This window comes from Ruminococcus sp. AF17-12, from assembly GCF_003479245.1.
GTDB classification, from domain to species: domain Bacteria; phylum Bacillota; class Clostridia; order Lachnospirales; family Lachnospiraceae; genus Blautia_A; species Blautia_A fusiformis.
Window position 1 is genome coordinate 72,265 of sequence record NZ_QUGY01000003.1, and the last position, 17,646, is coordinate 89,910.

The window sequence follows — 17,646 nt, forward strand, 5'->3', positions numbered from 1 at the left end:
CAGAATACTGATATGTACAAAAAAGCAGCAGCTCTCTGCGGCCGCCTGCTCACACATGATTCTCTGCGCAATACAAATACATAAAAAGAAGTTCTGTATTGTTATGGAGAATACCGATTCGTAAACCGCGAATCCCTGGATCTCACAATAAGGCAGTTCTCCTGACTTGGTTCCACGCTGCTTTCCCTTCCCGGTCTCCCAGTGGTTATAAAAGCAGCTCCCCTTTCACAGTGACGGTATCGTTCCGGATTCTCACCGGATTCTCTTTTGCACATCCGACTGGATGCAACCTTATCATTATAACATTTGCACATATTTTCTTTTACCTGGTTATCTAACTTTTACCACAAACTCATAAATTTGTCAAGATTGATGTCAGACGATTCACGGTTTTCTGTGATCTTCACTCACAAAAAATATCTCGCGAATTATTACCAGTGAACAGTAACCGGTTTTCTCCCTGTATCTGTCAGTTATTATCAGAATACTTTCTCCAATATTCATGCACATCCTGCATAAAAAACAGCCCCTTTCTGTCATCACCCTGATATCAGAAAAGGACTGTCTTACATCAGATATTCGCAATCCGCTTTGCTACTTGCTCATAACAGATAAACTGCTCTGCAGTTTATCTGTTAAAATACTCCTGCTCCAGGTATCTGGCTACGTAGATTCCGCTGGCAGATGCATGGGAAAGAGAGTGTGTCACGCCGCTGCAGTCTCCGATAACAAAGAGACCCTTGTGGCAGGTTTCCAGATTTTCGTCGATCTCGACCTCCATGTTGTAGAATTTAACCTCAACGCCATAAAGCAAAGTATCATCATCTGCGGTTCCCGGTGCGATCTTATCCAGAGCATAGATCATCTCGATGATGCCATCCAGGATACGTTTCGGCATAACAAGACTTAAATCTCCCGGTGTCGCAGAAAGTGTAGGTGTTACGAAACTTTCCTCAATACGGGCTTTTGTGCTTCGTCTTCCGCGGATCAGATCTCCAAACCGCTGTACCATAACACCACCGCCAAGCATATTGGAAAGTCTTGCAATGCTCTCACCGTATCCGTTGCTGTCATGGAACGGCTCTGAGAAATGCTTGGATACCAGAAGGGCAAAGTTTGTATTGTTGGTATGCTTTGCCGGATCTTCGTAGCTGTGACCGTTTACTGTGATGATACCGTTGGTATTTTCATTCACGACAACACCTCGCGGGTTCATGCAGAAGGTACGGACCATATCCTCAAACTTCTCAGTTCTGTAAACGATCTTGCTCTCATAAAGCTCATCTGTCAGACGGCTGAAAACCTCTGCCGGAAGCTCCACACGGACTCCGATGTCCACACGGTTGGAAAGAGTCGGGATCTTAAGCTCTGTACATACCGTCTCCATCCATTTACTTCCGCTTCGTCCTGCGGAGATGATACAGTAAGTTCCCTCGTAACGCTCATCTCCTACAAAAACTGCATAACCGTCTTCAGTTTTTTCTACTTTATCAACAGATGCGTCAAAATAGAAGTCCACATGGTCTTTCATTTTTTCATAGAGGTTCTGAAGCACCACATAGTTGATATCTGTTCCCAGATGACGGACTGATGCATCCAAAAGATGCAGGCCGTTCTGAAGGCAGAGCTTACGGATCTCGCTGTTTGTGGTAGAATAAAGCCTGGTTCCTTCACCACCATGCATCAGGTTCAGTTTATCTACATATTCCATCAGCTCTGTGGCTGTATCCTTGCCGATATGCTGGTACAGAGTTCCGCCAAACTGATTGGTGATATTATATTTTCCGTCGGAGAAAGCGCCTGCACCGCCAAATCCCTTCATGATCGCACAGGTTTTGCAGTGGATACAGGATTTTACTTTCTTTCCGTCGATGGGACATTTTCTTTTTTCCAGAGGATGACCGGCTTCAAAAACCGCGATCTTTTTCTCCGGATCATTATTCATCAGTTCATAGGCCGCAAAGATTCCACCGGGACCTGCTCCTACGATCAGTACATCATATTTCATAAATAAAAACTCCTTATCTTGTATTGCACATTTTCAGTATTTTGTTTTTGCACAAACCCTGTCTATTCTACAACAAGTGTGTTCAAAAGTCACCTGTTTTTTCGGAACCTTCCGATCTTAAGCTTCTTTCCATCTGTTTCCACGGTAATAGCACCGTTTTTCATGGTGTATTCCACCTGACTTCCGGCCGCTTTAAGCCGCTCTACGGTTTCCGGTGACGGATGTCCGTAGGTGTTGGTGGAAGAACAGGAAATGATCGCCACTTCCGGCTTTATTTTCTCAAGAAATGCTTCTGTGGTAGAATAACGGGAACCGTGATGTCCCACCTTCAGACAGTCAACATCCTCAAGCCCCCCGGCTGCCAGAAGCTTTTTCTCCGTATCTGCACCGATATCTCCGGTAAAAAGCATCTGAAAATCTCCAAAAGACAGCTCCATCACCATAGCTTCCTCATTCACATCTTTTCCTGTGGCATTTTTCTCCGGCCACAGAACAGAAAAAGATACTTTGCCGCAAGGCAATTCATCCCCTTTTCCTGCTGTCACGACCTTAACTCCGGCTGTTTTTGCTGCCTCTGCAAGCTCCCTCCATGCATCTGGTCTTTCCGCCCAGGCAGGCAGGATCAGATATCCGGCCCGGATGGTTGTAAGACCTTTTCCCATATATTCCAGAAGCTCCTTCACACCGTTGATATGATCCTGATCTGTATGGGAAATAAAAATCCCATCCAGCCAGGAAATCCCCTGACTTTTCAATGCCGGCAAAAGGCAGTATCTTCCAAGATCCGACTGGCTACTGCTTCCTCCGTCGATCAGAAAATGGTGATCCTCCGGGGTCTCCACAAGAATACCGTCCCCCTGTCCTACATCCAGGCAGATCACCTTCAGACTTCCTGCTGGATGATATCCCAGTATCAGGATTCCGACTGCCAGAAAAATACCGGCTGTTATCCGGATAGCATATAGCTTCCGGCAACCTGCTTCCGCCCGCTCCTCTGCTAGCTCCGTTTCCTCACAGACTGCTTTTTTCTTCCGGAGCTGTTCTTTTATATACTGCCCCATAAACAGAACTGTGATCAAAAAGCCATAATATACCAGGATCTGCCATATTTCCGGCTCTCCTCCGATCCAGGTACTCCATCCTGACCTTCCTGCCAGACTGCAGAGATGTTCATAAAAAAGCAGCAGTACCCTTGCCGGCAGGAGCACCAGTTTTGCCGCAGGAATACTGAGAATTCCCAGCAGCAGCGCCGCCATTCCTCCAGTCAGCACTACCCCCACACTTGGAAGCACCAACAGATTCAGGATAAATCCGGCAATAGAGACTTCTCCGAAAAACTTCAGCATCACCGGCAGAGTCACAAGCTGAAGAGCTATAGGACTTATCAGTGCCTTTGTCCATTTTTTCTCCGCTCCTGCAAGAGCACAGATCTTTTCCGCAGCGAGCCCCATTCCCAAAACACAGCCAAAGGACAGAAGAAATCCGCTGTCCAGGAGATAGGCCGGAGATTCCACAAGGATCATCATGGCAGTTACGGAAAGAGCACTCATCATATCATAGATCCGTCCGGTGATCCTGGCTCCCATGGCGATCAGAAACATAGTTACTGCACGCATGGTGGAAACACTCCCTCCGGTCATGATCCCATACTGCAGCATCACTCCCAGAGAAAAAATCCCGGCAGGCCAGATTCCCAGTCCCATCTTCTTTAGAAGGTTGTAAAGCCCCATTCCCAGAATACTGATATGAAGTCCGCTGATGGCAAGGATATGTATGATTCCGGCCAGCTGATAGCGCATCTGTGTTTCCGGATCCAGTTCCTGTTTGTCTCCAAGCGTCATGGCACAAAAAACAGGCGCATCTTTTCCTGCAGCTTCCTTCAGGATCTGTCTGCAGCTTTCTTTTATCTCCAAAAGGAGCTGCCTGTAGCCGGAATACACTGCTGTTTTCTTTTGGAGCACAGCGTTCTTCATAAAATAATAAATATGACGACAGGCATAAAAGTGTTGGCTGTCAAAGCCCCCCGGATTCGCAGGACCTTCCACTCTTTTCAACGTTCCCTTGACCAGGATCCGCATTCCCGGTTTCAGATTTTCTTCTTTTTTGAGAAATATTCTTACATTTTCAATTGGAAATTTTTTTGACTGATGGATAAGATATGTTTTTTTCAGATAAACAGACTGGGAAAATTCTGTGTTTTCATACTGTTCCACCTCCCCGCAGATTATGGAACCAGGGTGCGCTTCGATCTGCTCCTGCACATTTAACGGAAGGGGATTCCCCCTGATCAGAGGAATCCCCATAAGCTCCAGTGCGCCAAGACTCAGCACCATAAGAAAACACAAAAGACACATCGGCCTTTTCGCCATAAATGTTCTCCCGTTTTCTGATATTTTGAAATGTTTTATTTTTTCTATTCTTTTTTAGCCTTTGTGTGTGCCAGCAGGCTGTCGTTCCATTCATAGAACTTATAAAGCTGCATATTCTGGCCAAAGGTCACTTCCTTGTTTCCTTCGATGGAAATCTCAACTTTGTCCACATCCGTTGCCGCGATCAGCGTATTTACCACCGAATACACGGCAATCTGTTCCGAAACATCCAGCGCATAATCCTGAAATACGGAATTATAATCCACATAGCAGATTCCGTTTGCTCTCGTCAGGGAAAGTACCTCTGAATTCTCCGGTATTGTAGGATAATGTCCTTTTTCCAGCGGACCTCTTGCAAGCTGCTCCAGAACCACCGTAGCCTTCGGAAGATTTCGTCTGTAGCGGACACTTCTCTGTTCCGCTACCAGTTTATCTCCGTTTTTATTTGTGAAATACAAAGTAAAGGTGTCATAGCTGTACACATCCCCATCGGACCCGGAAAACTCCACAAAGGTGTCGTTGTTCATGGCTCCCACTTCTTCCCCCCTGGTATCTGTCAGCGGCTTTTTACCCACATAGATCTCCACAGAATCTACTCCTGGAACCTGTAAAAAGATCTTCACTATACCTGCCCGCACCAGAAGTTCCCTGGTACGTGACATTTTATCATAGGCCTCATTGAATTCTACGTTCAGGACTCCATCCTGTATGGAATAAGAAGAAATCTTTACCCCATCCGGAAAAAGTGAGATTCCGTCTTCCCGGGTCTCACGGTTATTCAGACTCTCGGAAAAATTGCGCAGCATCACTTCTGTTGTTTCCTTCTCCGGAGTATATTTTTCTTCTTTCAGTCTCGTTTCATCGCTATTGATATAATAAAATCTATACTGCTGTTCTTCGTTTTTATTTCTTCCCGACAAACCTATGAAAGCAACCAGACCAAAAAGGATGCAGGCAGCGGCCACACAGATGATCAAAATCGTTTTTTTCATGCTGTACCTCCTAGGACGGGATATAGGACAGCGGGATCTTCACGGTAAATGTGGTTCCCTCGCCCTCTTTGCTGGATACCTTGATGATCCCATGATGCATGGCTATAGAACTTCTTGTAATAGCAAGTCCAAGACCGGTTCCGCCGATCTCTCTGGAATGGGATTTATCCACACGATAAAAACGCTCAAAGATCCGTTCAATGGAATCTTCCGGTATTCCCAGGCCGGAATCTGCAACCGTCACATAGAAATCCTTATGATCCGCATCCAGTGTTACGCGGACCCATCCCTCATCTACATTGTATTTGATACCATTTTCAACCAGGTTACTGATGGCAAGGGTAAATTTCACCTCATCCACATCTGCGGTTACCGGTCGGAAGGAATCCAGGATCAGGTCGATCTTTCTCTGATCTGCAATGGGACGGAGACGCTTCAGGATATTCTCCAGCAGCTCATTGATATTCATATTACGGATATTCATATCTGCTGCTTTTTTGTCCATTTTTACTAGGGAGAGCAGATCGGTGATGATCTTGTTCTCTCTGTCAATCTCTTCTGTGATATCAGAAAGAAATTCCTGATACAGTTCCTCCGGAACCCCCTGCTGTCCTACCAGCGAATCCGCCAGAACCTTCATTGAAGTCATAGGTGTCTTCAGCTCATGAGACACATTGGATACAAACTCCTGTCTGGATTCATCCAACGTCTTCATTCTGGAAAGCATCTTGTTAAATGCATCTGTGATCAAAGCTGTCTCTGTATAATCCGGTACCGAGATCTCCTCATTCTGATATCCGTCTGTAAGGTCCTCGATTGCTTTCGTTACCCTGGCAAATGGCTTCACCAGGATCGTGGAAAGAATATACCCCAGAAAAATGGCCAGCACTACAATGATACCGATGATCAGAATCCCTTTCTGCTCCAGTTCATGGATGGTTGCTGTCACCTCACTGGAAGATGCCATGATCATCATGGCACCCTGCACCTGTTTTACATCCGGACTTTTTACCGGAACTGCCAGGATCAGCTTCTGGCTGTCAGAGTCATATTGGTAGGCATCTTCTCCTTTAAAACAGTTCAATACTTTCTGGGAAACCAGAGTCCTGCCCTCATCCACGCCATAGGTATCCTTGATGATCCTGAAATCCCTGTCTACAATGAGAATCCTGCCACCATAGCTGTTGGACAGTAATTCCAGCTTGCTGTTCACCGTCTGAGAGCTGGTGTCATTCAGATAATTCTCCTTGATCAGCAGGTCGCACATGATGTCACAGATGTTCTCCATGCTCTGCACACGGTTGGCAATGGCACGATCTTCATAGTTGGCAATGACCATTTCCGTTACGATGACACTCGGTACGATTCCCAGTATGATCAGGATGATCAGAATACGAAAGCGGAGACTTTTGAAAAATTTGCCGTTCTTTTTGAACTTCACAGGTTATGCCTGGAAATAGTAGCCCACACCCCATTTGGTGTGTACATATTTCGGCTCACTGGGATTGGCCTCGATCTTTTCTCTCAGGCGGCGGATATGTACATCTACGGTACGGACATCTCCCGGATATTCATAGCCCCATACGATATTCAGAAGATTTTCTCTGCTGTATACCTTGTTCGGATTGAATACCAGCAGTTCCAGCACATCAAATTCCTTGGCTGTGAGGTTAATCTCTTTTCCGGAGATAAATACGCGGCGTCCTTCGCAGTCCAGCTTCAGTTCTCCGACTTCCACAGTCTTGGCCTTCTCCTGCTTGTCCTGTTTGCTGCCTGCACGGCGGATGATCGCCTTGATGCGGGCTTTGACTTCCAGGATATTGAAAGGCTTGGTGACATAATCATCAGCTCCGTATTCCAGACCCAGGATCTTATCCATATCTTCTCCTTTTGCTGTAAGCATGATGATCGGAACATTGGAAAATTCACGGATCTGCTGGCATACCTCAAGACCGTCCATTTTTGGAAGCATCAGGTCAAGAAGAATGATATCGTACTCTCCTGCTTTTGCTTTTTCCAGTGCTTCCTCTCCGTCATAGGCACAGTCCACTTCCATTCCGTCCTGCTCCAGACTGAAGCGAAGTCCCTTGACAATCAGTTTCTCATCATCTACTACCAATACTTTCCTGCTCATTTAGCGCTCCTTACTTTATTGCTATTTTATCCTTTATCTTCTCATAGGTTCCTTCTTTGATGCCTGGTACATTCATGATATCCTCTGCTGAAGTAAAGGGACCGTTCTCTTCCCTGTAAGCGATGATCGCCAGGGCCTTGGACTCCCCTACACCTGTGAGAGTAGTAAGCTGGGATACATCAGCGGTGTTCAGATTGATCTTCTGCTCTGTGGAAGATGCAGTCTCAGCTTCACCGGAATCCTCTCCGGCGGATTTCTGTCTGCTCGCCGTTTCGGTACTGTTTTCTGCTGTGACTTCCGATCCATCCTGGGTAGCTGCGATCCGCTGGCTGTCCACCTCCGCCTGGGTAGGCACATAAACCTGCTGTCCATCGGAAAGTCCCTTAGCACGGTTGAGATAGCTTGCCGCAGCTTCCGGAAGATATCCTCCGGCCTGCTCGATAGCCTGAAAAACACGGCTGCCATATGGAAGCTCATAGACTCCCGGGCTGGTCACTGCTCCACATATATCTACATAAATGGTCTGAGGGGTGTCTGAGATCTCCGGCAGCTGTTTTTCAACCTCCGGAGCCGGTTCCTCCGCAGACTCATTCTGTTTCTTCTGTGATATATCTGCCGCAGCCCCTGCGGATGCCTTCCCGGATACTTCACTTTCCGTATCCTTCGGTTCTTCCTGCTCTGCATCCATTCCGGATGCTTCCGTACTTTCTTCCTGCACCAGTTCTTTCTCCAGTAATTCTGTTCCGTCATCCTTACAGCCTGTCAGCCCTGCCAGGATCTGTAACAAAAATATGGAAAAAACAAACCGAACACTTCTGATATGTGATCTTATTTTCATAGGTAGGCGGTTCACTCCTTTCCGCCGATGTGGCGGCAGGTGCCCCGTTACTCATGCAAAACCATACCTTATTTTAACGAAGTATTACAAATATTACAATACTTTTATTTCTATTTCCATTTGAAAATAACCACACCTGCAATACAGATCAGCATTCCCAACAGCTTTCTCCACTGAAAATCTGCTCTTTCCACACCGAAAATCCCCAACAATTCTATAAGATAAGCCACCGTAAGCTGAGAAATGACAATAAGCATAACCGCCCGCGCAGGCCCCAGACTTCCCATACTCCGGATCACTGTGATAGTGATAAATGCACCGATCACTCCTCCGAGTAAATTATATTTAGCCTCTACCTGCCACAGCATGCCGATACTTTCTCTGCCTGTAAAAAACCATGCTGCCACACAGACCAGAAATGCAGAAAACTGTACCCAGCCGGTTGAAACCCACAGACTGGTCTGTTTTGTTACATTTGTGTTAAATACCCCTTGAATACTCATCAGTGCACCTGAGATCAGTGCTGACAAAAATCCCCACATAAAAATCCCTCCATATATACTCCATTTCCGGTATTACTGCCGGAAAAAGGCGCTGCATATTTCTGCAACGCCTTTACGGTTTCTTATAATTTAGTTTATGTGATTTTCCTGCAATTATACACACTGCTGCCCTGTTTTCTCATCCGCATAATATTTATATACATGATCACGAAACGCTCTTTATTCCGAAAAATATTTTCTGAGATATATCCTTCCGGAAAACGCAATATGCGGCATCTCATAAAAAATGGCTGTTTTCGGACAGATCGGACGATAGAGTGGGTCTGCCACAACGATCCTGGCTGTTTTCAGCTTTTCTTCCATGGCTTCCTCGCCACAGATGGCTTCATCTCCCTTGCGCAAAAGTCCCTCTGTGATCTCCAGCGGACAGAGCAGCTGAACCTTTTTTCCGTATTTCTGCTCTATGACTGCTGCCAAGGATCCCATGGTAACCGGTTCTCCGATGATGGTAATGTCCGGTACGGAAAAAAATACCTCATCTTTGTCGGGCATTTCCCTGCTTTCTCCTGAATGGTCAGATACTGCTGACAGACTGTTCCTTCCCTGAAAATAGATTACCTGCTCCGGAGTTACTTTCCACAGTTCCTCCTGTTTCCCTAAGATCTGCCCTCCGCTTTCCTCTGCGTAGTCATCCTTCTTATTTACCCACTCTCCACAGGATCTATCCGCGATCCGCTCAAGTGCATCTGAAATCTGCCCCTCATAGCCTTCCACAGGAGTCCCCACGAGAAATGGCGTACCGAATTTTTCTTTCAGCACATTGGCTGCCGGAATTCCCACAGAGGATACCACAAGGTTTACCGCTGCTTCACCGGCACGGGACAAAGCTTCCAGCGTATCCCCCATAGCCCAGGTGGAAAGTATCTCCCAGCCATAGTTTTTCAGACGTTTTTTCATGGCATCTACTGCAGACTGCGGGCCAAGATCAAGGGGTGTTGCTCCAAGAAGATTTAATTTTCTGCTTCTCTTCTCTGTAGATCTTTCCGCAGATCCCGTCGGTACTTCTGAACACCTTCCTGTTTTCTCTGCTGCTCCTGTGAAATGTCCTGCGATTTCCGCCAGTGCCAGCCCTGCTCCGTATACATAGTCGTGCATGCCGCTGGTCGGAACCGAAAATACCGGAATTTCGGTCCTTGCTGTAAGTGCACGGGCCAGTCCCTGAAAATCTGTTCCATTCATAAAGGGGATCGGTGAACTTGCAAGTGCAATAAATTTCGGTTTCAGCTCCTTTGCCGCCTCTTCGATATCTTGAAGAAATTTCTCATCATTTCCCATAATGGCATCGATATCCGTAAGACCTGAGATAAAGATCAGACTGTCCTGGTCGTACCACCGGATCTCATCATGGGTATTATAGGTAGAATTACAGCCGGAGGGATCATGCATCACTGTCATTCCTCCAAGCTCATACAACGCAGAGCAGACACCAGACACGTCTGCCGTGTAGATTGGTATGATCCGATATGCCTGTCTCATATGCAGCTTTCGCACCCCCATCCCTTTCGAACGATCAGATCCTCCGGAGCTTTTTCCTCATTAAATGCCTCCAGCATCAGCTGTGCAGTACGTCTGATCCCGTCAAAGCCCCAAAGCCCGCCACCCTGTACCATATTGACAAAATTCCGGCTTCCGGTAAACCAGGCTGCTTTTTGTCCGACGGCAAGGATTTTTCCGGAATGCTGCCGTGGCCGCACTCTCATCTCCGGACGGACAGTCGAAATCAACATGAGTTCCGGGTAATTCTCCTTCAGCCAGAAAAATACTTCTTTTTCTTCCGGGCTGATACTGTCCAGAAAAACGGACTGTACCTGAAATCCATGCGTAAGGAGAAGCTTTGCAAGTCCCAGAGGTCTTGGATGAAAAAGATAATCCACAGCTACGGGAGTGTCACCGATGATCTGGTGTGCATGGAAAAGAGCTTCCTCGCATTTTCGGATCTCCGTTTCGATATCCAGGCCATTTTTACCGCAGCTATGCTGATCCAGCAGCTCCAGCAAATGCTTTTCCTGCGTCTCTATCTCCTCATAGTCAAAGCTTCCGGGCAGGTATAAAAACGGCCTTCCAAGTCTCTCCGCCTGCTGCTGTACTCCGAATTTTCCTGCCGGATAACAGTTAAGGATCAGGCTTCCCTCTCCCAGGCTCTGATAATCCTCCCAGGTCTTACAGGCCGGTGCTTCCCGGAGACGGATTCCGTTCTTTTTCAGGATCCGGCAGATATCTGCACTCTCATCCAACACAAAATCACTGCCCAGGACTGTGACACATTCCGGATCAGCTTTCCTCTCCGGTACTGCATCATACATGGCACGGCGCAGCTTCTGATCCGGAGTCGGACCTGTTTTCTGCATGACAGGATCCATAAAGCATCGCATAAAAAAGATCTCCGGAAATCTTTCTTCCAGTTCTCCGTAGATGCGGTCCAGATCACTTCCCAGAAAATGATGAAGACACACGGTAAAAAGCAATACTGCCTTTGGCTTCTCATCCAGCCGGTTCAGAATGTCCGTCACGCCTTCAATGGTCACATCCTCCAGATTTCCGCCCAGAAGATCCTTTTCCTCCACGATCACAAAGGAAAAACGGTCTGCCGCATTCATCTCTGCGGCAGTCAGCACAACGCCACGCATGCAGTTATCCGCACAGACGTAGATCTGCCTTGCTTCCGGAACCAGCATTCCCGTATGTACGATATTCCAGTTTCCATGGACCGGTGAATTAAATTCCAGCCCCGGCTGAAAGGGAACCGGAAAAGAGGCTTCCTTTATAAATATTTCTGTTTTTCCCGAAAGCTCTCTGTTACCAACTCTTTTTAACATGAGCCTTCCTCCCTGCATGCACTCAGGATCTGCTCGGCCAGTGTCCGGTACTCCTCTGCCATCTCACAATCCGGATAAGCTTCCAGAAGAGTTTTTCCTCGATTCTCTGCTTCCAGGACCAGTTCACTTCTGGAAAGCGTTCCCACTACCCGCGTATGAAAATCCTCTGCCAGCTCCCGGACTTTTTCTTCCTCTCCCGGCACGTTCCGCCGGTTCAGGATCACGCCGCCAAGAGATGCATATCCTCTGTTTCTGAAATTATCCACTGCCATGGCAATATTTGCCCCTGCATGGATGGCCATGTTTTCTCCGGAGGTGATGATAAATACCTTATCTGCATACCCCTTTCGCATGGGCATGGAAAATCCACCGCAGACAACATCTCCCAGTACGTCATAAAAAACAATGTCCGGTTTATAGGTCTCATAGGCTCCGTTTTCCTTAAGCTTCTCGAGAGCAGTAATGATACCTCTTCCCGCACATCCAAGCCCCGGTGCAGGACCGCCGGCTTCCACACAGACTACACCCCCATATCCGATCTGCACCATATCCGTAAGCTTCAGCTCCTGGCGTTTTTCGTTATACAGCTCCAGCACAGTGGGAACCTTTTTTCCATGCCTGAGAAGGATCGTGGAATCTGCCTTGGGATCACAGCCGATCTGCATCACTTTCATTCCCTTTTCCGCAAGGGCAGCTGCCACATTGGAAACCGTAGTAGATTTTCCGATGCCGCCCTTTCCGTATACCGCAACTTTTATCATTTTCTGTCCTCCGCTTTTGTAATCACATTGGAATATGCCGTTTTGGCGGAAACTCCACTGAGGTGGCCGATCTTTCCGGATAAGGAGCTGATCACATCCTGTGGTGCGTCAATGGCAATACTGATGATATTGATGCCTTTTTCCCGGTAAGGGATCCCCATTCTCCCGATAATATATTTTCCCGCTTCATGAAGAAAACGGTTGATATCATCGATCACGTCATTGTTTTCCACAATGATCGAGATCAATGCCACTCTTGTCTCCATAAGATCTGACTCTCCTTTCCGATATTATCAGCAGATCCTCGGCAGAAGCTCTCCTCCCGGCTGCGGAAGAAGTGCCTGCGTTCCGATCTCCGTAGTCATGACAACCTTTCCTGGCTGGTCTTCCGTAACTTCACCGATAATGGCTGCGTCCCTGGAATAAGGACATTTACGCAGTGCTTCCACGATCCTTCCTGCCTCTTCCTTTGGCGCCATGATCACCATTCGTCCCTCACAGGCCAGATAAAGCGGCTCCAGGCCAAGCATGCCGCAGACACCCTTTACCTCCGGAGCTACCGGAACAGCTGCTGCATCCAGGCGGATCCCTACGTTACTCTGTCCTGCGATCTCGTAAAGAACCGTTCCGACACCACCTCTTGTGGCATCACGGATCACATGAATGTTATGGGTGGCATCCAGTACATCTTTTACAGCTCCCCACAGCGGTGCGCAGTCACTTGTCACATCTGCGTCAATGCCGAAATCCTCTCTTGCCAGAAGGATGGTGCATCCATGTCTTCCCACATCACCGGTTACAATAATGGCATCTCCCGGTTTTGCCAGCTCACCGCCTACCTGAACGCCCTCCTGGATTTCACCCATTCCGGTTGTTGTGATAAACACACCGTCAACCTGACCTTTTCCTGCCACCTTAGTATCTCCGGAAACAATACGCACTCCGGCTTCTTTTGCTGTTTTTTCCATGGCTGCGGCGATCTCCTCCAGCTTCTCCATGGGAAAACCCTCCTCAATGACAAAAGCGCAGGTAAGATACATCGGTTTTGCTCCCATACAGGCAAGGTCATTAACGGTTCCGCAGATGGAAAGCTTACCGATATTTCCCCCCGGAAAAAATGCTGGAGAAACAATAAATCCATCGGTGGATACTGCCATTTTTCCTGCAGGCGGAACCAGCACGGCCGCATCATCGGCTGTGAGATCCGGGTTTGCAAAATGCGCTTTGAATACTTCATCGATCAGTTCTGAGGTCTGACGGCCTCCGGCACCGTGTGCCATGGTCACTGTTTTATTTTCCATAATATTATCTTCTTTCTATGCTGGGTCAAAGGAATTTCATATCGGTTTCATCCTGTCAGATCTTCCGGATACGATCCTTCGTTTGTACTATATGTAATGTATCATGTTTCGCAGTCCATTAAAGCGGACATCAGTTTCCATACATAAAATATGCGGAACATGCTCCTTCATTGGATACCATACAGGCACCTACCGGATGCTGCGGGGTACAGACCTTTCCGAATACCTTACAATCTGATGGCCTGCATTTTCCCTGAAGCACATCCCCACAGCGACAGGCCGGATTTGGCCTGCCCTGGATCGGCGGCACTGCATATTTTTTTCTGGCATCAAAGGCTTCCCACTCCCTCCGGAGCACCAGCCCGGACCCCGGGATTACACCCAGACCGCGCCATTCAGAATCGCAGGGCTCCATCAGTTCATCGATCAGCTTCTGTGCCTCCGGGCTTCCCTCACTTTTTACCACACGGGGATAGCAATTCACAAAGAACGGTTTTCCTTCCTGAAAACGTACCAGTGCAACAGCCAGTGCCGTAAGCAGCTCCTTCGCTGTAAAGCCTGCCACCACACCACTGATGCCTTCCTCTGCCAGATGCTCGCAGAGCGCAGTTCCTGTGATCGCATTGACATGTCCAGGATAAAGGAACACATCCGCACTGCCCTTTAATGCCTGATAAGCCTGGGGCATGGTCTTGTTTGCCACAAGGAGCGAATAATTGGAAAGTCCGTCCTCTCCGGCCTTTTTCACGGAAAGACAGCCGGCAGGCGTGGTGGTCTCAAAGCCAACGGAAAGAAATACCACCTGCTCTTTTGGATGCTCTTTCGCATATTTTTCTGCATCTGCCGGTGAATAGACGATCCGTATCCTGGCCCCTTCTGCCCTGGCATCTGCAAGGCTTTTCTTTGTTCCCGGTACGCGGACAAGATCACCGAATGTGCAGATCGTCACCTGTTTTTCCAGAGCAAGATAAACGGCCTCGTCAATAAACCCTACCGGTGTTACACAGACCGGACATCCCGGTCCTGAGATCAGCTCCACCTGCGGCGGCAGAAGCTTGCGGATTCCCAGACGGAAGATCTCGTGGGTATGTGTTCCGCAGACCTCCATGATCCGCACCGGCGGTCCCTGATATCCTTCTATAATCTCTCTTGCTGTTTTTTTCCTCTCTTCCATCACAGCAGTTCCTCCATCAGCTGGTCTGTCTCTTCCTCGTCATCATCGGTGATCTTTGCAATGGCAACACCTGCATGCACCATCACATAATCCCCCGGCTCCAGGTCTCCCAGGAGCTGGGCGGAAACCTCTCTCTTTGCGCCGCCTGCATCCACCACTGCTGTTCCGTCACTGATCTTTACTACTTTTGCTGATAATCCTACACACATATCTGTGCCTCCCATCCTGCATTTCTGCTGTATGCTCCATGCGTTATCATAAAACATTTTTAATCCGTATCTGCATGATCTCGTCTATATTTATCTGTGCCGCTGCACATAAGCCATCCCATACACCGCCTGTCCCAGTGCGATCCCTCCGTCATTCGGCGGGATCAGGCTGTGCTTCAGAACTTTAAACCCCATTTCCGTAAGGCCGTCATCTACCAGCTCCAGAAGCAGCCGGTTCTGAAAGACACCGCCACTTAATGCCACTTTCCGGATTCCGGTCTGCCGCTCTGCTTCCTCACAGGCTGCAAGGATCTCATCTGCCAGTGCCCGGTGAAATCCATAAGCCAGCTTCCCGGGATCCTCTCCTGCAAGCCTTGCCCGGACCAGATATGCAACGATCTCACCTGTATTTAAAATAAATTTTCGTTCATCTTCAGACGCTTCTGAGATGCCTATGCTTTCCGGAATGTCTTCCTTTTCTGACATCCGTATCTTCAGATTTTCTTCCGGATTTTTCTTCTGCATCTCCCGTTGCTTTCTCCAGGCCTCCGCCGCAAATTCCAGTGCTGTGGACGCTTCTCCCTCAAAGGTGGACGCTCTCCGGATCCCCAGGATCGCACTGACTCCGTCAAAAAGTCTTCCTGCACTGGTGGAAGTCACGGCATTGATCTTCCGCTGTGCCATAGTCACCAGTACCTTTGCTTCCTGATCTGTACAAAGTCCCAATTTACGGACAGTATCCAGGGTTTTTTCCAGATTTCCCGTATTCTGCCAGATCAGGGAAACGGCGATCCGCCAGCCTTCTTTTGCGGAAATATCTCCGCCAACCTGGACAAAGGGTTCTATACTTCCAAGCCTTGTAAATCCCTGACAGTCTGCAACCAGGAGCTCTCCGCCCCAGATGGTTCCATCGGTTCCATATCCTGTTCCGTCAAAGGAAACCCCTATCACCTTTTCTTCGCAGTCATTTTCTGCCATGCAGGATAAAATGTGTGCATAATGATGCTGCACCCTCAGAACCGGAAGCCCTAGCTCCTCTGCCACCACTGTGGAATTATATTTAGGGTGAAGATCACAGACCACTACCTCCGGCTGCACCTCCAGAAGTGTTTCCAGCCGCCCGATCGTTTCCTTCAGGGCTTTTACCGTTCGAAGATCCTCCAGATCTCCCACATAAGGGGAAGGATAAAAACGGTTATCCACACCAATGCAGAAGGTGTTCTTAAGTTCTCCACCTGCTGCGATCACCTGGCCCTTCCAGGGTGTGGAGACCATAAACGGCAGCGGCGCATACCCGCGGGAACGGCGGATCATATAGGGTTCACCCTTATAGAAATCCATCACCGAATCGTCGGCCCGGATACGTATCTTCCTGTTGTGGGAAAGAATGCAGTCACAGAGATGGGAAAGCTCCTCTGCCGCCTCCTCATCATCTCTGCAGATCGGCGCCCCAGAAGTATTTCCGCTGGTCATTACCAGAAGCCCGGGCATCCGGATCCCATCATCGTAATGAAAAAGAAGCAGCTGAACCGGTGCATAGGGAAGCATGACACCCACCTTGGGATTCCCGGGTGCAATGCTCTCACAAAGCCCCGTTTCTCCCGGCAGCTTATCCAACAGCAGGATCGGCTTCTGATGACCGGTAAGGATCTTCTCCTGTTCCTCGCTGACCTTACAGATCTTCTTCACAGCTTCCATATCCTGTGCCATCACTGCAAAAGGCTTCACCGGACGCCGTTTCCGCTGCCGTAGCCGCTGTACAGCCTCCTCACTGGTAGCATCACAGCAAAGGTGAAAACCACCAATCCCTTTGATGGCCACGATCCCGCCGGAAGCAATGATCTTCCTTGTATAAGTGATAGCCTCCCGTCCCCGTTCCTCTCTTCCCGCCAGGTATACCTCAGGGCCGCAGTCATTACAGCACACCGGCTGGGCATCATAACGTCTGGTATCCGGATTATGGTACTCATCCGCACAGGAGGGACACATGGGAAATTCCTTCATACTGGTCCGTTCACGGTCATAAGGAAGCGAATCCAGGATCGTCAGTCTCGGACCGCAGCAGGTACAGTTGATAAAGGGATGCAGATACCGCCTGTTTTCCAGATCAAACATCTCCGCCTTACATTCATCGCAGATCGCGATATCCGGGGAGACAAAGATCTCCCCCTTTGTCTTCTCACTTTCGATGATATCAAACTGTGTAAATTTCTCCGGCTCCTCCACCGGTTCTTCAAGAAGCTTCAGGATAGCGGCACGCTTCGGTGGCTTATTCCCGATATCTGCGATAAAGGCATCCACATCCTGCTGCTTACCCTGAGCAAAAATCTCCACATAGGGTCCTTTATTGGACACACTGCCACGGATTCCTCTTGCCATAGCATGACGACTCACCGTAGGGCGAAATCCCACTCCCTGTACGATCCCGTAAACACGGATCATTTTCGTAATTTCCCGCTCCATATGTTTCTCCATTCCCTG

15 protein-coding genes and 1 riboswitch are annotated in these 17,646 nt (G+C 48.4%); all 15 genes read right to left on the reverse strand.

What is annotated here, in order from left to right; translation table 11 throughout:
• Nucleotides 1-134: 134 nt before the first annotated feature.
• Nucleotides 135-309: riboswitch (cobalamin riboswitch) on the reverse strand.
• Between the two features lie 319 nt (nt 310-628).
• On the reverse strand, nt 629-2,008 hold the full coding sequence (locus DWW77_RS04000; RefSeq protein WP_022426410.1) for an NAD(P)/FAD-dependent oxidoreductase: 1,380 nt from the start codon (nt 2,006-2,008) through the stop codon (nt 629-631).
• Between the two features lie 89 nt (nt 2,009-2,097).
• On the reverse strand, nt 2,098-4,377 hold the full coding sequence (locus tag DWW77_RS04005; RefSeq protein WP_118608090.1) for a DNA internalization-related competence protein ComEC/Rec2: 2,280 nt from the start codon (nt 4,375-4,377) through the stop codon (nt 2,098-2,100).
• A 44-nt stretch (nt 4,378-4,421) separates the two neighbouring features.
• On the reverse strand, nt 4,422-5,369 hold the full coding sequence (locus DWW77_RS04010) for a GerMN domain-containing protein (RefSeq protein ID WP_021651566.1): 948 nt from the start codon (nt 5,367-5,369) through the stop codon (nt 4,422-4,424).
• A 10-nt stretch (nt 5,370-5,379) separates the two neighbouring features.
• Nucleotides 5,380-6,810, reverse strand: a complete 1,431-nt coding sequence (locus DWW77_RS04015) for a sensor histidine kinase (RefSeq protein ID WP_118608091.1) — start codon at nt 6,808-6,810, stop codon at nt 5,380-5,382.
• 3 nt (nt 6,811-6,813) lie between these two features.
• Complete coding sequence (locus DWW77_RS04020) at nt 6,814-7,503, reverse strand: response regulator transcription factor (RefSeq protein ID WP_015525979.1); 690 nt, start codon at nt 7,501-7,503, stop codon at nt 6,814-6,816.
• A 10-nt stretch (nt 7,504-7,513) separates the two neighbouring features.
• Nucleotides 7,514-8,341 carry a ComEA family DNA-binding protein gene (locus tag DWW77_RS04025; RefSeq protein ID WP_118608092.1) on the reverse strand — a complete coding sequence of 276 codons (828 nt, stop codon included), beginning with the start codon at nt 8,339-8,341 and terminating at the stop codon, nt 7,514-7,516.
• A gap of 110 nt (nt 8,342-8,451) precedes the next feature.
• Nucleotides 8,452-8,883 (reverse strand): DMT family transporter, encoded by a 432-nt coding sequence (locus DWW77_RS04030; RefSeq protein WP_118608093.1) that lies wholly within the window; start codon nt 8,881-8,883, stop codon nt 8,452-8,454.
• A gap of 180 nt (nt 8,884-9,063) precedes the next feature.
• Complete coding sequence (locus tag DWW77_RS04035) at nt 9,064-10,380, reverse strand: nitrogenase component 1 (RefSeq protein ID WP_118608168.1); 1,317 nt, start codon at nt 10,378-10,380, stop codon at nt 9,064-9,066.
• A complete protein-coding gene (locus DWW77_RS04040; protein WP_118608094.1) occupies nt 10,377-11,720 on the reverse strand; it encodes a nitrogenase component 1 in 1,344 nt (447 codons plus the stop codon). Before DWW77_RS04040 ends, DWW77_RS04035 begins: the two co-directional genes overlap by 4 nt.
• Nucleotides 11,714-12,481 (reverse strand): nucleotide-binding protein, encoded by a 768-nt coding sequence (locus tag DWW77_RS04045; RefSeq protein WP_022426403.1) that lies wholly within the window; start codon nt 12,479-12,481, stop codon nt 11,714-11,716. Before DWW77_RS04045 ends, DWW77_RS04040 begins: the two co-directional genes overlap by 7 nt.
• On the reverse strand, nt 12,478-12,747 hold the full coding sequence (locus DWW77_RS04050) for a TM1266 family iron-only hydrogenase system putative regulator (RefSeq protein WP_021651574.1): 270 nt from the start codon (nt 12,745-12,747) through the stop codon (nt 12,478-12,480). Before DWW77_RS04050 ends, DWW77_RS04045 begins: the two co-directional genes overlap by 4 nt.
• 27 nt (nt 12,748-12,774) lie before the next feature.
• Nucleotides 12,775-13,782: a hydrogenase expression/formation protein HypE gene (gene hypE, locus DWW77_RS04055; protein WP_021651575.1), complete on the reverse strand. Its 1,008-nt coding sequence runs from the start codon at nt 13,780-13,782 to the stop codon at nt 12,775-12,777.
• A gap of 130 nt (nt 13,783-13,912) precedes the next feature.
• Nucleotides 13,913-14,956: a hydrogenase formation protein HypD gene (gene hypD / locus DWW77_RS04060; RefSeq protein WP_021651577.1), complete on the reverse strand. Its 1,044-nt coding sequence runs from the start codon at nt 14,954-14,956 to the stop codon at nt 13,913-13,915.
• Nucleotides 14,956-15,165, reverse strand: coding sequence for a HypC/HybG/HupF family hydrogenase formation chaperone (locus tag DWW77_RS04065; protein ID WP_022426401.1), 210 nt, complete (start codon nt 15,163-15,165; stop codon nt 14,956-14,958). The genes hypD and DWW77_RS04065 overlap by 1 nt, the downstream gene beginning before the upstream one ends.
• 90 nt (nt 15,166-15,255) lie before the next feature.
• Nucleotides 15,256-17,628 (reverse strand): carbamoyltransferase HypF, encoded by a 2,373-nt coding sequence (gene hypF / locus DWW77_RS04070; RefSeq protein WP_118608169.1) that lies wholly within the window; start codon nt 17,626-17,628, stop codon nt 15,256-15,258.
• Nucleotides 17,629-17,646: the final 18 nt, after the last annotated feature.